The sequence below is a fragment of the Dyella sp. genome, from assembly GCF_051962475.1.
GTDB lineage: Bacteria > Pseudomonadota > Gammaproteobacteria > Xanthomonadales > Rhodanobacteraceae > Dyella_A.
Window position 1 is genome coordinate 95,908 of record NZ_JBQCCF010000020.1, and the last position, 16,998, is coordinate 112,905.

Consider the following 16,998-nt stretch of genomic DNA (forward strand, 5'->3'; position numbering starts at 1 on the left):
GGCCGGTCCGTCCATCGGCTTCAAGGAGTATCTAGGTGATTTATCTGTGCGAACGCGAGATCGGCTTCGATGCCGTGGAGATCGGCTTTCCTTCCGTGCTGGGCTGTCGGGCGATCGTGCTGGTGACGAACAACGGCCTGTTTGGCTATCACCTCAACGGCAATCTGAGCCTGGCCAAGCGGACGGCCTTGGTCAATTTCATCACCACTCACATGCACGGAGCCGGCTTTCGCACTCTGTACGCGGCCTCTGCCGGGGCCGGGCTCGCCGCCGACCACAACGAGCTGCGCGACGTCGCTGCGGCGCTGGGCTACACCGGATCGATCTACTGGGCCAGCCTGCCGCCGGGTGGTTCGGTCTACGTGCATTTCCAGGACATCGACCACAACACCTGTGCGATCACCTCGCGCGCCTGGAACGATACGGTGGACAACGTGCCGGGCAACAAGGCGGCCTATGTCGCAGGCCCCGATCGCGCGGTGGCCAATGGCGGGGCAAACGCGAACATGTTCATCAACGCGAGCACCGCGGGCCTGAAGGCGGTCTACCCTACGAAGCTGTGATGTGTGAAGGGTGGCGGGCGCATCGCCCGGACGCGTGGCTCGGGTGAGGTGGGTCGCGCTTTCGTGCGCCGGATGGTCGACGCGGCGGCGCTTTCACTGCACTCTTCTCCCGGCGCCATCCGGCGCGAAGGGGAGTTGCGTAAGTGAAGTGTGCCGTCTGTGATGGAGCGTGCTTCTTCCATGGATGAGCACAAGGGTGTTCCTGGCTGGTTGGTCATCGTGCTGTTCGTGGCGATCACGGGGCTGGCGCTGGCCGCTATGCGCCAGTTGCCACTAATGCTGCCCACAGAGGCGCCGTTGCCGGCACCCCAGCCGGCGCCCCGGCCGCCGCTGCGTGCGGTGCAGGTCTGGGTGAGCACCGCCGATCGCCAACTGCAGCTGGCGCGCCAGGCCGATGTGGCGATGCAGCCGCGCCAGGCGCAGCCGTCGGACGTGGTGGTGGACACGCAGGCGACCTATCAGTCGATCGTCGGCTTCGGCGCGGCAGTCACCGATGCGTCGGCGTGGCTGCTGCAGAACCGCATGAGTCCGGCCCAGCGCGAAGCGCTGCTGAAGGAGCTGTTCGGGCCGCCGCCCGGCCTGGCCATGAACATGACGCGGCTGACCATCGGCGCCTCGGATTTCTCGCCGCAGCCCTACACCCTCGACGACATGCCAGCGGGTGAAACCGATCCGACGCTGCAGCATTTCAACGTCACCGCCAACCTGCACGACGTGATTCCGACCGTGCGCGAGGCTCTGGCGATCAACCCTAAGCTGCGGATCATCGGCTCGCCGTGGAGTGCGCCGGCGTGGATGAAGACCAGCGACAACCTGATCGGCGGCGAATTGCTCGAATCGTTCGAGAGCGCATACGCCGACTACCTGGTGAAGTATGTGGATGCCTATCGCAGCTACGGCATCCCGATCTTTGCCCTGACCGTGCAGAACGAGCCGGGCTACTCGCCGGCAACCTACCCGGGCATGACCATGTCCGCCGCCACGCGGGCGCGGCTGATCGGCGGCTATCTCGGCCCGGCGCTGGCCACCCGCCGGCGTCCCACGCGCATCCTGGCGTGGGACCACAACTGGGACGCGCCGGACCAGCCGCTGGACGTGCTGGCCGATCCGCAGGCCGAGCGCTACGTGGGCGGCGTGGCCTGGCATTGCTACGCGGGCACGCCCTCGGCGCAGAGCCAGGTGCATCGGGCCTATCCGAGCAAGGATGTCTACATCACCGAATGCTCCGGCGGCGACTGGGAGTCGGCCAGGAAGGGCGAGCTGATGTGGTTCGCGCGCGACCTGCTGCTGGCCGGTATCCGCCACTGGGCGCGCGGCGTCGTGTACTGGAATCTCGTGCTCGACGAACAGCACGGCCCGCATTTCGGTGGCTGCGACCTGTGCAAGGGCGTGGTCACCATCGACGCGCAGACCGGCGCCGTCACGCGCAACGACGAGTACTACGCGTTCGCCCACTTCAGCCGCTTCGTGCTGCCGGGGGCGATCCGCGTGGGCTCGAGCGAGACCGACAAGGACGTCAACGACGTGGCGTTCGTGAACCCTGGCGATGGCTCGGTGGTGCTGGTGGTGGTGAACAGTCGCGACCGGCCCAGCCCGGTGTCGGTGCGGCAGGGCCAGGCCGGATTCACCTACACCCTGCCGGCGCAGAGCGTGGCGACCTTCGTATGGAATCCCGATCCGCTGGGATCCTGGCTGCGGCGGGCGCTGCGCTGGCTGGGCGAGCGTCGCGCGGCGTCACCGCACGGCTGAGTGCACTCAGGCGGATGCTGTCGATGGGGTCTCCATCGCCGCGCGCGCATAACGGGAAGGTGTCATGCCGACGTGGCGGCTGAAGGCGATGCTGAATGTGCTGGCCGAGCTGTAACCCACGCGCTCGGCGATGTCGGCCACGCGGCTCTGGCGCTGGCGCAGCAGGCGCTTGGCCAGCGCCATGCGCCAGGTCAGCAGGTAGCTCATCGGCGCCACACCCACGACGCGGTTGAAGCGCTCGAAGAATGCCGAACGCGACAGCGCCGCTTCGCGCGCCAGCTCGGCCACGGTCCATGCGCGGGTCGGCTGGGCGTGCATCGCGCGGATCGCCATCGCCAGCCGCTCGTCGGCCAGCCCACGCACCAGGCCGGACGAGGCGTTGGTGCCGCTGGTGAAGCGCAGCGCCTCGATCAGCAGCACCTCCAGCAGGCGTGCCAGCACCACCTCGCGCGCCGGCCGTTGCGCGCGCGACTCCTCGCCCACCAGCTTCACCAGCAGTGCCAGCCGGCGCTCACCGCGCACGTGCAGCAACCGTGGCAGCAACGACACCAGCAGGGCCGCATCGGGCGAATCGAAACCGCAATGCCCCACCAGCATGCGCAGGTCGGTGGGGCCAGTGGGCGTGCCCACCCGGTAGACGCCGTCGGCCTGCGCCACCGGCCGTGACGTGCGACCCGCCGGTGGTGGCGTGAGGCTGCACATGGCCACGCCCCAGGCGGCCGGTACCAGCAGGAAGTCGCCCGGCTCCAGCGCGATCGGCGCGTGGTCGTCCACCGTCATCGTGCAACCGCCTTCGAGCACCAGCGCGTAGAACGGTTGCCCGCTGTCCGCGCGCTGCACGCGCCAGCGGCCGGCGCCGACCACGGTCTTGGCGAAGCCGGGGCTGGGCTGCAGCAGGGCGACCACTTCGGCCAGCGGATCGATCAACTCCGGACTCCTGCCAAAAAATCAAGGATTTTCGATTGTAGTGAGTACGGGGGTGGCAGCCTATCGTCTGGCCCCTCGTTCCCACCCTGCCCAGGAGTTTCCATGCCAACCGTCTTGATCACCGGCTGCTCGTCCGGCTTCGGCCAGGCCATCGCGCGTACCTTCCTCGACCGCGGCTGGCAGGTGGTGGCGACCATGCGTACGCCCCGCGAAGACCTGCTGCCGCGCTCCGGCCGCCTGCGCGTGCTGCCGCTGGACGTGACCAATACCGCCAGCATCGAACAGGCGTTGGCCGCCGCCGGACCGATCGACGTGCTGGTCAACAACGCCGGTTTCGGCGCCGCCGCGCCGCTGGAGTTGACGCCGCCGGCGCTGGCGCGCGAACTGTTCGAGACCAACACGATCGGCACGATGGCGATGAGCCAGGCCGTACTGCCGCAGTTCCGCGCGCGCCGCGCCGGCGTCATCGTCAACGTCACCTCCAGCGTCACGCTGAAGGCGCTGCCGCTGGTGTCCATGTACAGCGCGAGCAAGGCGGCGACGAACGCCTTCACCGAATCGATGGCGGTGGAGCTGGCGCCGCTGGGCATCCGCGTGCATCTGGTGCTGCCGGGGCGCTCGCCGGAGACGCGCTTCGCCGAGAACGCCCGCCGCGAGGGGCTCGATCACGAGGCCTACGCGCCGATGGTGCAGCAGGTGCTCGCCGGCATGCGCGATCCATCCCAGCCGGTGACCCATGCGGCGGACGTGGCCGAAGCGGTGTGGTGTGCCGCGACCGACCCGGATACGCCGATCCGTCTGCCCTCCGGCGAGGATGCGCTGGCCTGGGCGCGCGGCGGCTGAGCGGCCGCCGGGGAGCATCGCGTCGCTCTGGCGGGTGACGTGTCGATCTGGCATGGGCTGGTTCGTCGCAAGGGCGAGTGGCGCACTGTCGCGCCCAACCCAAGGAGCATCCGATGCAGCTGGTCGCCTATCTCAACTTCCCCGGTACCGCCCGCGCGGCGATGGACTTCTACGCCGCCGCGCTCGGCGGCAAGGTTACCCAGCGCTTCACCTACGGCGAATCGCCGATGGCCGCTGACATGCCGGAGGCGGCGCGCGGCAACGTCATGCATTCGCAGGTGGAGGTCGGCAGCGCGCTGATCATGGGCGCCGATGGTCCGCCCCCGCACGAAGCCGGCAGCACCACCATCAACGTCATGCCCGACACCCCGGAAGAGGCCGAGCGGATCTTCCGGGCGCTGGCCGAAGGCGGCGAGGTGAACATGCCGTTGGAGGAGACGTTCTGGGCCTACCGCTTCGGCGCGCTGACCGACAAGTTCGGCAAGCACTGGATGGTGAATTGCCTCAAGCCGATGTGACGGCGGCAGTGGCGGTGTCCAACGCGCCCGGTTCCGGCCAGCCCGGAAACCGGGCTTGTCACCGCGATGTACGTGGGGTGCGGCCAGGCCTATAGTCGCGCCAGCGGCCAGCTGGCAGACGCCGGCAAGCGCCGCAGGCGAGGTGCGACCCCGCACGAATGTCGGGCGACCTGGGGGAATATGGACACTCTTCTGGCGTATGAAGATCTGCACGCTTCGGTGGAAGTCATTACCGCGGCGCTGCATGAGCGCGATGCCTATACCCGCTTCCACTGCGACCGGGTGATGCGCCTGGCGCAGGCGCTGGGTGAGGCGTGCGGCTTGTCCCGCGCGGAGCTGAAGACGCTACACCTGGGCGCCGTATTCCACGACATCGGCAAGATCGGCGTGCCCGACGCCGTTCTGCTCAAGCCGGGGCGCCTGACTGCGCAGGAGTGGGAGCTGATGAAGGCCCATGCCGAGCAGGGCGAGCGCATCTTCCGCTCGGCCGCCCTGGAGTGCGCCGAGGAGGTGGCGCCGATCATCCGCCATCACCATGAATCCTTCGACGGCAGCGGTTACCCCGACGGCCTGAAGGGCGAGGGCATCCCGCTGCTGTGCCGGATCCTGCTGGTGGTCGACGGCTATGACGCCATGGCCACGGCGCGTTCCTACCATCGCGCCCGAAGCCACGAGGAGGTCATGCAAATCATGGAGTCCGAGCAGGGCACCAAGCTCGATCCGGCGGTGCTGGCCGAGTTCGCCCGCCTGGTGGGCCAGCGCGGGGAACAGACCCTGCTCTAGTCGTCGCGTGCGCACACAACGCCGATCAACCTCGCCTTCAGCACTGCTGATCGCGCCGCTCGGCTTGGGCGCGGCGTAACGAACCTTGGAAACTTTTGTGCAGTGATACCTGCATCCACCGCGCTGCGCCGGATGGCCGATGGATCCGGCGCAACCTTACGATTCAACGAACCGCTTGAGACGTTGCAGGGCGCGATCCCAGTCTGCGCCGATCGCCTCCAGCGCCTGGCGCGCCTCGCCCAGTCGCGCCGGTTCGAATGCCCATAGACGCTCGCGTCCTTGGCGTAGGTCACGCACCAGGCCAGCCGCGGCGAGCACGTGCAGATGCTTGGTGACGGCCTGGCGGGTGATCGCCGTCCCGGCGGTGAGCTGGGCGATCGACTGCGCACCGCCACTGCTGAGCGTGGCCACCATGCGCAGACGCGTGGCGTCGCCCAGTGCGGCGAAGATCGGCGCGCTGCGATCGAGCGCGCGCCGGCGCGATACCGGGCGGTCAGTGCGTGGCGACATATTTCTCGATATTGCTCATCTGCATGGCCCAGCCACCGTCGTTGGCGCGCAAGGCATCGGCGCGGCGTGCGTGCGGTAGCCCGTCGAAGCCCGATTCGGTGAGCCGCAGCAGGGTGTCGTCGCCGACTGCCTCGAGCTCGAAGCTCACCAGCGTGGTCGGCTCCTGCCGAACATCGGCATCGGTATCGACGGGATAGGGATGCCAGCGGTAGGCGAATACGCGCATCGGCTCGATCCGCTCGATGTAGATCTCGAACGGCCTGCCCGCGTGCGGCTCCTGCAACTTGGCGACCTCGGGGTCCACCTGGGTCGGCACGATGCGCCCGGTAACGGGCTGGCCGACCGCGAAGGAGCCGTCGAAGGCCATGCCGAACCAGGTGCCGAAGGCCGCCGGATCGGTCAGCGCATGCCAGACACGCTCGAGCGGTGCGTGGAGCAGGATCCGGCGTTCGATGCGATCGGTCGATGCGCTCATGAGGACTCCGTGCATGGCAACTGGATGGTTGCATGTTATGCACGGCGATCGTCAAAGGCAACTATATGGTTGCCTGTTGGTTTTGCCGGCCGCACGGACATCGCAGCTTGGATGGCACGAATGACGGAGACGACGCGGCATCGCGTGCATGCCGCTGCGACCGCATTTTCATGCGGTTTGCGTGTCCCGGAACCTTCATATGCCGGTGGTTCAATCGAGGCTGTCGTTGCCGGCCAGCGGCTCGCTTGTGCTTGCGGCCGTCGGCACGACTGGGGGAATCCGCATCCACCCGTCCGACCACCGGACTCGCGCTCTTGCACTCACTCCAGGAGTCTTCCCGTGCCCAGTCTCCGCTTTCTCCGTCACGCCTTGCTGCCGGCGTCGATCGTCGCCCTCGGCCTGGCGTCCGCCGCTTCGGCCCAGGTCGGTGCCACGTCCGACCACCGCGGCGTTCCTCCGCCGCATCACTTCCCCTGGCCCTCGGGTTCGCCGCAGGATCGCCTGCCGACCGCCACGCCGATCAAGCACCTGGTGGTGATCTTCGGTGAGAACCGCTCGTTCGATCACTACTTCGGCACCTACCCGGTGGCGGCCAATCCGGCCGGCGAGCCGGCGTTCCACGCCCGCCCGTGGACGCCGCCGGTGGATGGCCTGGACCGCCAGTTGCTGACGCGCAATCCGAACAAGCTCAATCCGCTCAACGGCGAGAACGCGGTCAATCCGTTCCGCTTGGACCGCACCCAGGCCAACACCGAAGGCCAGAACCACAACTACACGCCCGAGCAGCTGGCCTACGACAACGGCAAGGCCGACCTTTTCCCGCACTACACCGGCAACAACACCGTCTCCAGCACCGGCACTTTCGGCGCTCATGGCCTGGTGATGGGTTACTACGACGGCAACACCGTCACCGCACTGTGGAACTACGCCCAGCACTTTGCGATGGACGACAACGCCTACACCGACACCTACGGGCCGTCGACGCCGGGCGCGATCGCGGTGGTCTCGGGCACCAACAACGGCGCGCAGATCGTGCTGGGCAAGGGCGCCACCATCGCCGACGGCCTCGGCGGGCTCAGCCTGGTCGGCGACACCGATCCGGCGTACGACGTGTGCTCGTCGACCGCCAACACGCTGATGATGAGCTCGAAGAACATCGGCGATCTGCTCAACGCTCGCCACGTCACCTGGGGCGGCTTCATGGGCGGCTTCGATCTCACTGCGACGAACGACAACGGCAGCACCGGTTGCAAGCGCAGCACCTATTCCAGCGTGCTGGCCGGCAGCAAGACCGACTACATCCCGCATCACAACTGGTTCCAGTACTACGCCTCCACCGCCAACCCGACCCACGAGCGGCCGACCTCGCTGACGCAGATCGGTTACACCGACGACAAGGATGCCACCGACGCGCCGGTGCACCACGAGTACGACCTCAACGACTTCTTCGCGGCGGTGTCGGCGGGCAACTACCCGTCGGTGAGCTACCTGAAGATGCCGGCGGTCGGCGACGCGCATCCGGGCAACTCCGATCCGCTGGACGAGCAGGCGTACGTCGTGAAGGTGGTGAACTTCCTGATGCAGCAGCCGGATTGGAAGAGCACGGCGATCGTCATCACCTACGACGACTCCGACGGCTGGTACGACCATCGCTATGCCGCGCCGACCACCGCGTCGTTCGACGGTGTCACGCCGGAGGGCGCGGTCACCGGTGCCGACCAGGTCAACGGCCCGGGCGTGTGCAACGCGCCGGGGGCAAAGCCGGGGATCGGCGTGAACGGCGGGCGGGTCAACGGCCGCTGCGGCCCGGGCACGCGCATCCCGTTCCTGGTGATCTCGCCGTACGCGCGCGAGAACTACGTCAGCGACGAGCGCCTCACGCAGTCTTCGGTGGTGCGCTTCATCGAGGACAACTGGCTGTACGGCGAGCGCATCGGCCAGGGTTCGAACGACGCCAGCGCGGGCAGCATGATGAGCCTGTTCGATTTCGGCCGGCGCTTCGATCCGGCCCCGCGCCTGTTCCTCGATCCGGACCAGGGCACGCCGGTGGGGCACCCGCACCCCTGGCATTCCTGAGGGATCGACCGGCCGCGTGAACGCGGTCGGTCATCCAGCCATGACGTGTTCCGCCCCGCGCACGGATGCGGGGCGGAACGGTGCTACCACGGCAACGCAGGCCGCCCGGAGGATCGGGCGGCGGCGTGCAGGAGCGAGGTGCTCATGTCTTTCCAAACCCCGCCGTCGCGCCGGCGACGGCGCCTGCCCGGGGCCGTGCTGAGCGTTGTCTGCATTGCCAGCGCGCTCGGCGGAGGCCTGCTGGTGCAGCGGACGGCGCGTGCCGGTGCCGACGCCGGCGGCATCAATCCCCATCCGGTGCAGCTACGGCTGCCGCCGGTCGCGCCGCTCAGCGCCGTGGCCCGGCTGGGCAAGGCGCTGTTCTTCGACCCGATGCTGTCGGGCTCCGGTCGGCAGTCGTGCGCGTCGTGCCACAGCCCGGCGTTCGGCTACAACCCACCCAATGCGCTCATCGTGCAACCCGGTGGCGCGCACCTGCAGCAGGCCGGCTTTCGGCCGCCGCCGTCGCTGGCGTACCTGTATCGGCAGCCGCCTTTCAGCATCGGGCCGGACGTCGGCGACGTCGACGTGCCGGTCGATCTCAACGCCGTGGCTGCCGCGGTGCGCAGCCAGCGCCGGGCGAGCAAGGCCGCCGGCGTGACGCCGCGGCAGGCGCCGATGGTGGGGCAGGGCGGCCTGTTCTGGGATGGTCGGGCCGATTCGCTGCAGCGGCAGGCGATCCTGCCGATGCTGAGTCCGGTGGAGATGGCCAATACCAGCGTCGCCGCGGTGGCGACCAAACTTGCGCACAGCCGGTACCGGCCGTCGTTCGTGCAGCTGTTCGGCGACGGCGTCGTGGACGATCCGGCACAGCTGGTTGACGAGGCGATGTTCGCGATCGGCCGATTCGAGATCGAGGATCCCTCATTCCACCTTTTCACCAGCAAGTACGACGCCTGGTTGCAGGGCAGGGCGCGGCTCACGCCAGCCGAGCAGCGCGGCCTGACCTTGTTCAACGATCCGCACAAGGGCAACTGCGCCGCCTGCCATTTGAGCCGACCGACCCGTGACGGTTTGCCACCGCTGTTCACCGACGCGCAGTACGAGGCGCTCGGAGTGCCGCGCAATACGGCGCTGGCGGCAAACCGGGATCCGCAGTTCTACGACATGGGCCTGTGCGGCCCGTTCCGTAGGGATCTCGCGAAGCAGACGCAATACTGCGGGATGTTTCTCACGCCGACGCTGCGCAACGTGGACCGCCGCCGGGTTTTCTTCCACAACGGCGTCTACCGCACGCTCAAGCAGGTGCTGGACTTCTACAACCTGCGCGCCGTGGCACCGCAGAAAATCTACCCGCGCGGCGCGGACGGCGCGCCGGCGATCGACAACGACCTGCCGGCGGCGTATCACGCCAACATCGACACCGCCGATGCGCCGTTCGACCGCCACGTCGGGGAATCACCGCCGCTGAGCGATCGCGACGTCGACGACATCATTGCCTTCCTGCATACGCTGGATGACGGCTACTCGTCGAGGACGCCGCTCGTCGAAGCACGAGTACATCTCCCACCGGTGGGCAGGTAGTCGAGACGGCTTTTGCGGAGTTGGTGGGTGCGGGGCGATCCCGCTGATCGATGGGCCAGGTTTACCGAGGCGCGTGGCCTGGAAAGCTGGGCGGTCGTCGAGGCGGTTGCCCGATGTCGGTTGGCGTTGCAGCTGTTTCGCGCAGGCGCGCGAGCCCCCTATTTGAAGATCCCGGCCCGCGCGGAGCGATGGCACCGCGAGGCCGGGATGCAGAGTGCTTGTCAGGTGGTTGGGGTGCCGGCGGTGGTGGCGTTGCCGGCGAAGTCGACCACGAGAGTCACTCGACGGTTGGATGAGCCGGCGTCGCGCACCTGGCCTTTCTCCACCTGGCGATTGCTGGCTTCGCCGTAGCTGACGGCGCGGATCTTGTCGGCGTTCAGGCCGCCGGTGCTGACGAGGTAGTCGCGTACGGCCTCGGCGCGCTTGAGGCCCAGGCGCTTGTTGTAGCTGGGCGAGCCAGCCGGGTCGGTAAAGCCTTCCACCGTGATCACCGCGTCGGAGCGATGCTGGCTGATGACCTTGGCGAAATCGTCGAGCAGCGGTTTGTCTTCGTCGCGCAGCGTGGCGTCGCCGAAGGCGAAGTGCGCGGCCGTGTCGACGTTGATGCGCCCCTGCATGGCGGTGATCTGCGCGTCGTACTTGGCAAAGCGCTGCTGCATGTCCTGGGTGAGCGCATCGATCTGTTGCTGCTGCTTCTGATCGTTGGCGCGCAGTTCGCTGATGGCGGCGTCGTAATCGGCCTTCTTCACGTACTGGGAACATCCACCCAGCGCGAACCCCATCAAGCTCAGGGGAAGCAGTGCAAGGCGTGCGGCTTTCAGATTCTTCATGGTGGTCTCCTGGTACTTCGGGCCCGTAGCGAAAGGTGTCATCGCGTACTTCAGGCCATGCCCATGCCGCCTGCATCGTCCCCCGCGCGCGCAGGTGCCGGCTTTTCAGGCTACCCCGCAGCGACGCGACTGGAATGAACCGCAGTCAACCGTGAAGGCAACGTTGCGTCGCATGTCCGTGTGCGGCGGATCGGGGCAGCGACATCGATCGGGTGCGAGGCGCCGGGCGGGAGCGGGCAGTGTCCGTCGATGCCGCCGCGACGTTATGCTCGGGAACCTCCGGGCGCCGCAGGCGTCGATGGAAGATTCCTGTTCCCTATCAATGGATGGCTCACCATGACCGTTTCCCGTTCCCTGCTTGCTGCTTCCTTCATCACGGCCCTTGGACTGTCCGTGCTGCCGGCCACGCCAGCGCGCGCCGCCGATGAGCTGGGCGGTAATCCCGTGCCGGGCCTGTGCATGCTCTCGCGCGAGGCGGTGTTCGCCCAGTCCAAGGTCGGGCAGGCCGCCACGCAGCGCCTCAACCAGTTGGCGACGCAGGCCCGCAATCAGCTGGCCGGCGAGCGCACGCCGCTGGATACCGACATCCAGAATTTCCAGAAGAACGCCCCGAAGCTCAGCGAAGACCAGCGCAAGCAGCAGGGTGGCGCGCTGCAGCAGCGCATGCAGGCCTTCCAGGGCAAGGCGGGCGAGCTCAGCGAACGTATCCGGCTCACCCAGGCCAAGGCGATGGAGCGCATCGGCCAGGAGGCGCAGCCGCTGGTGGCGTCCAGCTACAAGAGCCACCGCTGCGGCCTGCTGCTGAATCGCGACGCAGTACTCGGTGGCAACGTGAGCAACGATCTCACCGCCGATGTGGTGAAGGGTCTGGACGCGAAGATCTCCACCATCTCGTTCAACCTCGAGCCGCTGCCCAGCGGCAACGGCGCCAACGGCCAGGGCCAGTGAGCTAGCTGGCAACGACGGCCGGGCGCCGCAACGCGCCCGGCGCGGAGCCCATGACGAGGGGAGGGACTCACTTGGACAGCGCCTCGCCATCGACGCCGGCACCGTCGCTGCGACAGGGCGCGATGGTCCTGGTCGGCACCGCGGCAGTGTTGATCGTGCCGCATCTGGGCGTGCCGATGTTCCTCTATCCATGGCTGGGGCTTGGCCTGTGCGCGGCCATGCTGCGGCTGCAGCGGCTGCGGTTCGCCGATACGGGTTTTCGCTGGCAGGGCTTCCGGGCCGTGCCGTTGCTGATCGGCGCGGTGCTCGGCCTGGCCTACGCGGCCATCAATGTCCAGCTGATCGGCCCGCTGCTCGCCCACGTGCTGGGCGAGCGCCCGGACCTGAGCGACTTTGCCTTCGTGCGCGCGCATCTCTCCGGTTACGTGCTGGCCCTGGTGCTGGCATGGGTGATCGGTGGGTTCTACGAGGAGCTGGTGTTCCGCGGGTTTCTCCACACGATGCTGATGCGGCATCTGCCGCGCGTACCCACGCGCCCGGCATGGGCCGTCGCACTGACCGCACTGGTCTTTGCCGCGTATCACCTGCAGCTTGGCGCGTTCGGCGTGGCCAATGCGCTGGTGTTCGCACTCTTCGCTGCAGCCGTGCGGCAGCGCTGGTCGCGGAACCTGTGGGTGGTGATCAGCTTCCACGCCTGCGCCGACATGACGGCCTTTACGCTGATGCGCTGGGGTTACCTGTAGGCGTCCGTGTCGTGCGCCGGCGCGCGGTTCAGTCGCGTCGGGCGGGCTTGGCCGCCGGCATCAGCGCGAACAGCACCTCGTTCGCCGGCACCGCCGAGGCGGTGGCGATGTCGCTCGGTGTATCGCGGGTGGAGCTTGCCTTGTAGCCGCGGGTCTGCAGCTGCTTGAGCAGATCCTGCGGCGGGACCTTGAGGATCGGCGCCAGATCCTCCAGCGTCGCTCGTGTCATCAGCGCGAGCGTCTGGAACGCCGGATTGCCGGCGCGGCCCTTGCCCGCGGTGAAGGCGAACGGCACCGCCACCACCAGCGACAGCGCCAGCGGAATCATCAGCGTGCGGCGCTTGGCGTAGGCCAGCAAGGGCTTCCAGTTCTTCACCATATGCAGCGCGAACGGCGCCAGCAGCAGCATGCTCAGCCATTCGTGCATGCGGTGGAACGTGGCCGAGGACCAATGGAAGAACAGCGCCACGCCCGAGACGGCGGAGACGGCGAACAGGCCGGCGGTGAGCGGTGTGCCGTAGCGGTGCATGAAGTGCTTCAACGCGAAAATCCTTTGCTGGCGAGTGCGGCAAGGCGCCTAGCAAATGATAGTTATTCGCATTTAAATCGGCAAGACGGCATGGCACGCGTCGCGGCGACTGCCCGCCAGGCCGGTGCTACAGTCAAGGACTTTCGCCCGGAGTATCTGCCCATGAGCGCCATCTCGACCGCCTACCCGATCGGCACGCCCGGCGTGGCCTGGGGCCCCGCCGAAGTGTCCGCCTGGCGCGCCCGGCAGATCCGTCAGCGCAGCTACGCCGACGACGTGCTGGCGGTGATCGAGCGCTTGCGCAGTCGGTTCGACGTGAGCGAATACGGTCAGCTCGACTACGCCGCAGAACATTTCGCGCTGCACGTCGTGCGCAGCCGCGACTGGCGCGCCGAACTGCCCATTGCGGTGATCACCGGCGGCGTGCACGGCTACGAAACCAGCGGCGTGCACGGCGCGCTGCAGTTCCTCCAGCACGAGGCCGCGCGTTACGCCGGGCGGGCCAACCTGCTGGTGGTGCCGTGCGTGAGCCCGTGGGCGTACGAGCGCATCCACCGCTGGAACCCCGACGCGATCGATCCCAACCGTTCTTTCCGTGCCGACAGCTCGTCGGGCGAATCGGCTGCGCTGTGGAAGCTGCTGGCGCCATATCGCGACAGCGCCCGGCTGCACATCGACCTGCACGAGACCACCGACAGCGACGAGTCGGAATTCCGCCCGGCGCTGGCCGCCCGCGACGGCGTGGCGTACGAGCCGGGCGAGATCCCCGATGGCTTCTACCTGGTGGACGACACCGAGAACCCGCAGCCTGAGTTCCAGCAGGCGATCATCGAGGCGGTGGCGAAGGTGACCCACATCGCGCCCGCCGACGCCAAGGGCGAGATCATCGGCTCGCCGGTAGTCGGCCCCGGTGTGATCCAGTATCCGCTGAAGAAACTCGGCCTGTGCGCGGGCATTACCCACGCGCGCTACACCAGTACTACCGAGGTCTACCCCGACAGCCCGCGCGCCACCCCTGCGCAATGCAACGACGCCCAGGTGGCGGCGGTGTGCGCGGCGATCGACTTCGCCCTGGCAGCGGGCTGACCGAGCAGTGTTATCCATGATGCCGCCAGGCCGTCGCGATGCGGACCGAGCGCGGCGGGCTGGTCGGCGGCGATGAGCGTCTGACTGCCGCGCCAGTCCGCTGCTGGTCGCGCTGTGTCGATCGCCAGCATCAGCCGCGCCATCGTGGTCCTGCTGGCGCGGCGTGACATTGTGGCGCGCGAGCGGAATCCGGACTGGAAGCGCCGGGTGCAGCATCGGGTGGACGATCTGGAGTAGCCGGTGCGCTCCGGGGTGCCGCTGCGGTACGTGCCGGAGGTCATTCGCACCGGCGGCACATGGCGCGGCCCGCCCTCCGGCGTAAGCTCCTGCGCCACGACGGGTGCCCTGGGGAGCGGCCATGCGTACGACGATGAAACGGCTCGGCCGCCTGGCGGCCGGCGTAGTGATGCTGCTCGTGGCCGCGCTGGCCACGGTGTATGCGATGAGCGAATGGCGCATGCGCCGCGTGTGGGACGTGCAGGCCAGCGTACCGGTGGTGCCGAGCGATGCGACGGCGGTCGCCCGCGGCGACCACCTGGCCACCATTCGCGGATGCAAGGGCTGCCACGGGCCGGACCTCGGCGGCGCCACCTTCATCGACGCTCCGGTGATGGCGCGGCTGTCCGGCGCCAACCTCACCTCGGGGCGGGGCGGGATCGCGCGCAGCGACCTCGACCGGGTGCGCGCGATCCGTCACGGCGTGGCGCCCAACGGTCGCTCGCTGTTGTTCATGCCCTCGCAGGAGTTCAACGCTCTGAGCGAGGGTGACATGGGCGATCTGCTCGCTTATCTGCACAGCGTGCCGGCGGTGGATCGCACGCTGCCGCCGAACCGGGTTGGCCCACTGGGGCGTGCGCTGTTCCTGGCCGGCAAGGTGCCCCTGCTGCCGGCCGAAGTGGTCGATCACCAGGCCCGGCCGGCGCAGCCGAGCCCCGGCACCACGCCGGCGTACGGCGCCTACCTCGCCAGCTCATGCAAAGGCTGCCACGGTGCGGGGCTGTCCGGCGGCCACATCCCCGGCACGCCGCCGAACTGGCCCGATGCCGCCAACCTCACGCCGCATGCCAGCGGTCTGGCTGGCTGGGGCGAAGCCGACCTGCGTCGCGCGCTGCGCGAGGGCATCTCCAAGGACGGCCGCAGGCTCAAGACCGATTTCATGCCGGTGCGGGAAACCCGCCACCTCAGCGACGAAGAGATCGGCGCGTTGTACGCGTATTTCCAGAGCGTGCCGGCGAAGCCGCGCGGCGGGCGGTGATCGCAGGTTCCTGCGCCGTCGCTCTGGCATGATCCGCGCACCCTTCATTGCCGGGATGCAAGCGATGTCGTTTCGACGCCACGGATGGTTGCTCGCCGCCCTGTTCGCCGCGCTCGGCGGTTGTGCTACGGACCCGCGCATCACCTCCGACGCGCGCTGGATCGATCCTTCGCAGGCCGTGCCGCTCGCGGCAGTGGCCGCGCCGCGCGGGGTATCCGGGGTGTTCGCGCTCACCGTGCAGGCGACGGCACGTCCCGTCCCGCGGTACCTCAACTCCGAGCGCGACTATCGCGATCAGCGCGACCTCACGGTCGTGGTGCTGACGGCGGCGACCGAGGCGCTGGCCGAACGGCTGCATGGCGAGCCGGAGCACGTGCTGCGCGGACGACGCATCCGGGTGGCGGGCTGGGCCAAGCGCATGCGTATCGACTTCCTCGCCGACGGCCGACCCAGCGGCAAGTACTACTACCAGACCCACGTGCTGGTGACCGACGCGACGCGGATCCAGCTGCTGTGACCGGCCTGCGCAGGCGCTGATCGTGCCCATCCTCATCCGTCCCGCCGGCGCCGCCGACTTCGAGCGGTGGCTGCCGCTGTGGAACGGCTACAACGCGTTCTACGGCCGGCACGGCACCACCGCGCTCGATCCGGCGATCACTCGCGCGAGCTGGCAACGCTTCCTCGATCCGGCCGAGCCGATGTTCGCCGGTGTGGCTGAAGTCGACGGCGTGCTGTGCGGCCTAGTGCACTTTCTTCATCATCGCAGCACTACGCGGATCGAGCCGGTCTGCTACCTGCAGGATCTATTCACCGCCGAAACGGCGCGCGGGCAGGGCATTGCGCGCGCGCTGATCGAGCACGTCTACGCACACGCACGTGCCGCCGGGGTGCGCCGCGTGTATTGGCAGACCCAAGCCGGCAACGTTGTTGCACGCGCGCTTTACGACCGCCTTGCCGCGCACGCCGGCTTCATCGTCTACGCGAACGACGTGTAGCGCCGGGCATCGACCTGCACGGCGTGCTTCAGGCAGCCCGGGTGCGGGACGTGCGACGATCCGCGAGCCACTCGACCGGCAACCACGGAGCGCCCAGCCATGACCCGCCACGATGACGTGATCGATCCCTCCGTGCCACCCAGCGGCACCGGTTGCGCCGAGTGCCTGGCCAGCGGCCAGTGGTGGCTGCACCTGCGCCGCTGCGCGCAATGCGGTCACATCGGCTGCTGCGACACCTCGCCCAACCAGCACGCCACCGCGCACTACCACGCCACCGGCCATCCGGTGATCGCCAGTTTCGAGCCCGACGAAGACTGGTTCTACGACTACCGCAGCGATGGCTTCCTCGACGGCCCGCGGCTGGCGCCGCCGCACGCCCATCCGCGTGACCAGCCCGTGCCGGGGCCGGCCGGTCGGGTCCCGGACGACTGGGAATCCCAGCTCAACGGCTGACGGTTGCGCGGCGCCGCCTTCTTCTCGCGGTGACGCGGGAGAGCGTCATGCAACCGCCGGCCGGCGTGGCGTATCTGCGTGTGCTTCCCATGCGGAGGCGGCGTGATGGACATGCGCGCAGCGCCGGCCAGGCGGCTGGTCTCCATTTCCTG

20 protein-coding genes are annotated in these 16,998 nt (G+C 68.4%); 15 read left to right on the forward strand and 5 right to left on the reverse strand.

The features are described 5' to 3' along the window. The first annotated feature begins 35 nt into the window (after positions 1-35). Positions 36-563, forward strand: coding sequence for a hypothetical protein (locus ACTHJF_RS04570; RefSeq protein WP_440266065.1), 528 nt, complete (start codon positions 36-38; stop codon positions 561-563). 180 nt (positions 564-743) lie between these two features. Continuing rightward, on the forward strand, positions 744-2,312 hold the full coding sequence (locus ACTHJF_RS04575) for a glycoside hydrolase family 30 protein (protein WP_440266066.1): 1,569 nt from the start codon (positions 744-746) through the stop codon (positions 2,310-2,312). Between the two features lie 6 nt (positions 2,313-2,318). Here the strand turns inward: ACTHJF_RS04575 and ACTHJF_RS04580 are convergent, their stop codons facing one another. Further along, positions 2,319-3,239 carry an AraC family transcriptional regulator gene (locus ACTHJF_RS04580; protein ID WP_440266067.1) on the reverse strand — a complete coding sequence of 307 codons (921 nt, stop codon included), beginning with the start codon at positions 3,237-3,239 and terminating at the stop codon, positions 2,319-2,321. Between the two features lie 102 nt (positions 3,240-3,341). Between ACTHJF_RS04580 and ACTHJF_RS04585 the strand changes: the two genes are divergently transcribed. The 3 genes from ACTHJF_RS04585 to ACTHJF_RS04595 all read left to right on the forward strand — a co-directional run bounded on the left by ACTHJF_RS04585 (position 3,342) and on the right by ACTHJF_RS04595 (position 5,383). Continuing rightward, positions 3,342-4,082: an SDR family oxidoreductase gene (locus ACTHJF_RS04585; RefSeq protein ID WP_440266068.1), complete on the forward strand. Its 741-nt coding sequence runs from the start codon at positions 3,342-3,344 to the stop codon at positions 4,080-4,082. 113 nt (positions 4,083-4,195) lie between these two features. Further along, complete coding sequence (locus ACTHJF_RS04590; RefSeq protein ID WP_431635700.1) at positions 4,196-4,600, forward strand: VOC family protein; 405 nt, start codon at positions 4,196-4,198, stop codon at positions 4,598-4,600. Positions 4,601-4,780: 180 nt separating this feature from the next. Continuing rightward, complete coding sequence (locus ACTHJF_RS04595; protein ID WP_440266069.1) at positions 4,781-5,383, forward strand: HD-GYP domain-containing protein; 603 nt, start codon at positions 4,781-4,783, stop codon at positions 5,381-5,383. Positions 5,384-5,539: 156 nt separating this feature from the next. On the opposite strand, the gene ACTHJF_RS04600 is transcribed toward ACTHJF_RS04595, so the two are convergent. After that, the gene (locus ACTHJF_RS04600) at positions 5,540-5,893 is read right to left on the reverse strand and encodes an ArsR/SmtB family transcription factor (protein ID WP_440266070.1); all 354 of its coding nucleotides are present in this window, start codon (positions 5,891-5,893) and stop codon (positions 5,540-5,542) included. Further along, a complete protein-coding gene (locus ACTHJF_RS04605; RefSeq protein ID WP_440266071.1) occupies positions 5,877-6,368 on the reverse strand; it encodes an SRPBCC family protein in 492 nt (163 codons plus the stop codon). Before ACTHJF_RS04605 ends, ACTHJF_RS04600 begins: the two co-directional genes overlap by 17 nt. Before the next feature lie 339 nt (positions 6,369-6,707). Between ACTHJF_RS04605 and ACTHJF_RS04610 the strand changes: the two genes are divergently transcribed. Together ACTHJF_RS04610 and ACTHJF_RS04615 are read left to right on the forward strand one after the other, a co-directional pair. Continuing rightward, the gene (locus ACTHJF_RS04610; protein WP_440266072.1) at positions 6,708-8,444 is read left to right on the forward strand and encodes a phospholipase C; all 1,737 of its coding nucleotides are present in this window, start codon (positions 6,708-6,710) and stop codon (positions 8,442-8,444) included. 45 nt (positions 8,445-8,489) lie between these two features. Continuing rightward, positions 8,490-10,007 carry a cytochrome-c peroxidase gene (locus ACTHJF_RS04615; RefSeq protein WP_440266073.1) on the forward strand — a complete coding sequence of 506 codons (1,518 nt, stop codon included), beginning with the start codon at positions 8,490-8,492 and terminating at the stop codon, positions 10,005-10,007. 221 nt (positions 10,008-10,228) lie between these two features. Here ACTHJF_RS04615 and ACTHJF_RS04620 read toward each other — a convergent pair whose 3' ends face one another. Then, on the reverse strand, positions 10,229-10,837 hold the full coding sequence (locus ACTHJF_RS04620; RefSeq protein WP_440266074.1) for an OmpA family protein: 609 nt from the start codon (positions 10,835-10,837) through the stop codon (positions 10,229-10,231). A 336-nt stretch (positions 10,838-11,173) separates the two neighbouring features. On the opposite strand from ACTHJF_RS04620, the gene ACTHJF_RS04625 reads away from it, so the two are divergent. Together ACTHJF_RS04625 and ACTHJF_RS04630 are read left to right on the forward strand one after the other, a co-directional pair. After that, positions 11,174-11,785 carry an OmpH family outer membrane protein gene (locus ACTHJF_RS04625; RefSeq protein WP_440266075.1) on the forward strand — a complete coding sequence of 204 codons (612 nt, stop codon included), beginning with the start codon at positions 11,174-11,176 and terminating at the stop codon, positions 11,783-11,785. Between the two features lie 71 nt (positions 11,786-11,856). Continuing rightward, positions 11,857-12,528, forward strand: a complete 672-nt coding sequence (locus ACTHJF_RS04630) for a lysostaphin resistance A-like protein (RefSeq protein WP_440266076.1) — start codon at positions 11,857-11,859, stop codon at positions 12,526-12,528. 28 nt (positions 12,529-12,556) lie between these two features. Here ACTHJF_RS04630 and ACTHJF_RS04635 read toward each other — a convergent pair whose 3' ends face one another. Continuing rightward, positions 12,557-13,069: a DUF4405 domain-containing protein gene (locus tag ACTHJF_RS04635; RefSeq protein ID WP_440266077.1), complete on the reverse strand. Its 513-nt coding sequence runs from the start codon at positions 13,067-13,069 to the stop codon at positions 12,557-12,559. A 150-nt stretch (positions 13,070-13,219) separates the two neighbouring features. Here ACTHJF_RS04635 and ACTHJF_RS04640 point away from each other — a divergent pair, with 150 nt between their 5' ends. The 6 genes from ACTHJF_RS04640 to ACTHJF_RS04665 all read left to right on the forward strand — a co-directional run bounded on the left by ACTHJF_RS04640 (position 13,220) and on the right by ACTHJF_RS04665 (position 16,846). After that, positions 13,220-14,143, forward strand: coding sequence for a M14 family metallopeptidase (locus ACTHJF_RS04640; protein WP_440266078.1), 924 nt, complete (start codon positions 13,220-13,222; stop codon positions 14,141-14,143). 114 nt (positions 14,144-14,257) lie between these two features. Next, positions 14,258-14,380 (forward strand): hypothetical protein, encoded by a 123-nt coding sequence (locus ACTHJF_RS04645; protein ID WP_440266079.1) that lies wholly within the window; start codon positions 14,258-14,260, stop codon positions 14,378-14,380. Positions 14,381-14,501: 121 nt separating this feature from the next. Further along, positions 14,502-15,398, forward strand: coding sequence for a c-type cytochrome (locus ACTHJF_RS04650; RefSeq protein ID WP_440266080.1), 897 nt, complete (start codon positions 14,502-14,504; stop codon positions 15,396-15,398). A gap of 64 nt (positions 15,399-15,462) precedes the next feature. After that, positions 15,463-15,915: a hypothetical protein gene (locus ACTHJF_RS04655; protein ID WP_440266081.1), complete on the forward strand. Its 453-nt coding sequence runs from the start codon at positions 15,463-15,465 to the stop codon at positions 15,913-15,915. A 22-nt stretch (positions 15,916-15,937) separates the two neighbouring features. Further along, a complete protein-coding gene (locus ACTHJF_RS04660) occupies positions 15,938-16,393 on the forward strand; it encodes an N-acetyltransferase family protein (RefSeq protein WP_440266082.1) in 456 nt (151 codons plus the stop codon). Positions 16,394-16,492: 99 nt separating this feature from the next. Further along, positions 16,493-16,846 carry a UBP-type zinc finger domain-containing protein gene (locus tag ACTHJF_RS04665; RefSeq protein WP_440266083.1) on the forward strand — a complete coding sequence of 118 codons (354 nt, stop codon included), beginning with the start codon at positions 16,493-16,495 and terminating at the stop codon, positions 16,844-16,846. The last annotated feature ends 152 nt before the right edge of the window (positions 16,847-16,998 follow it).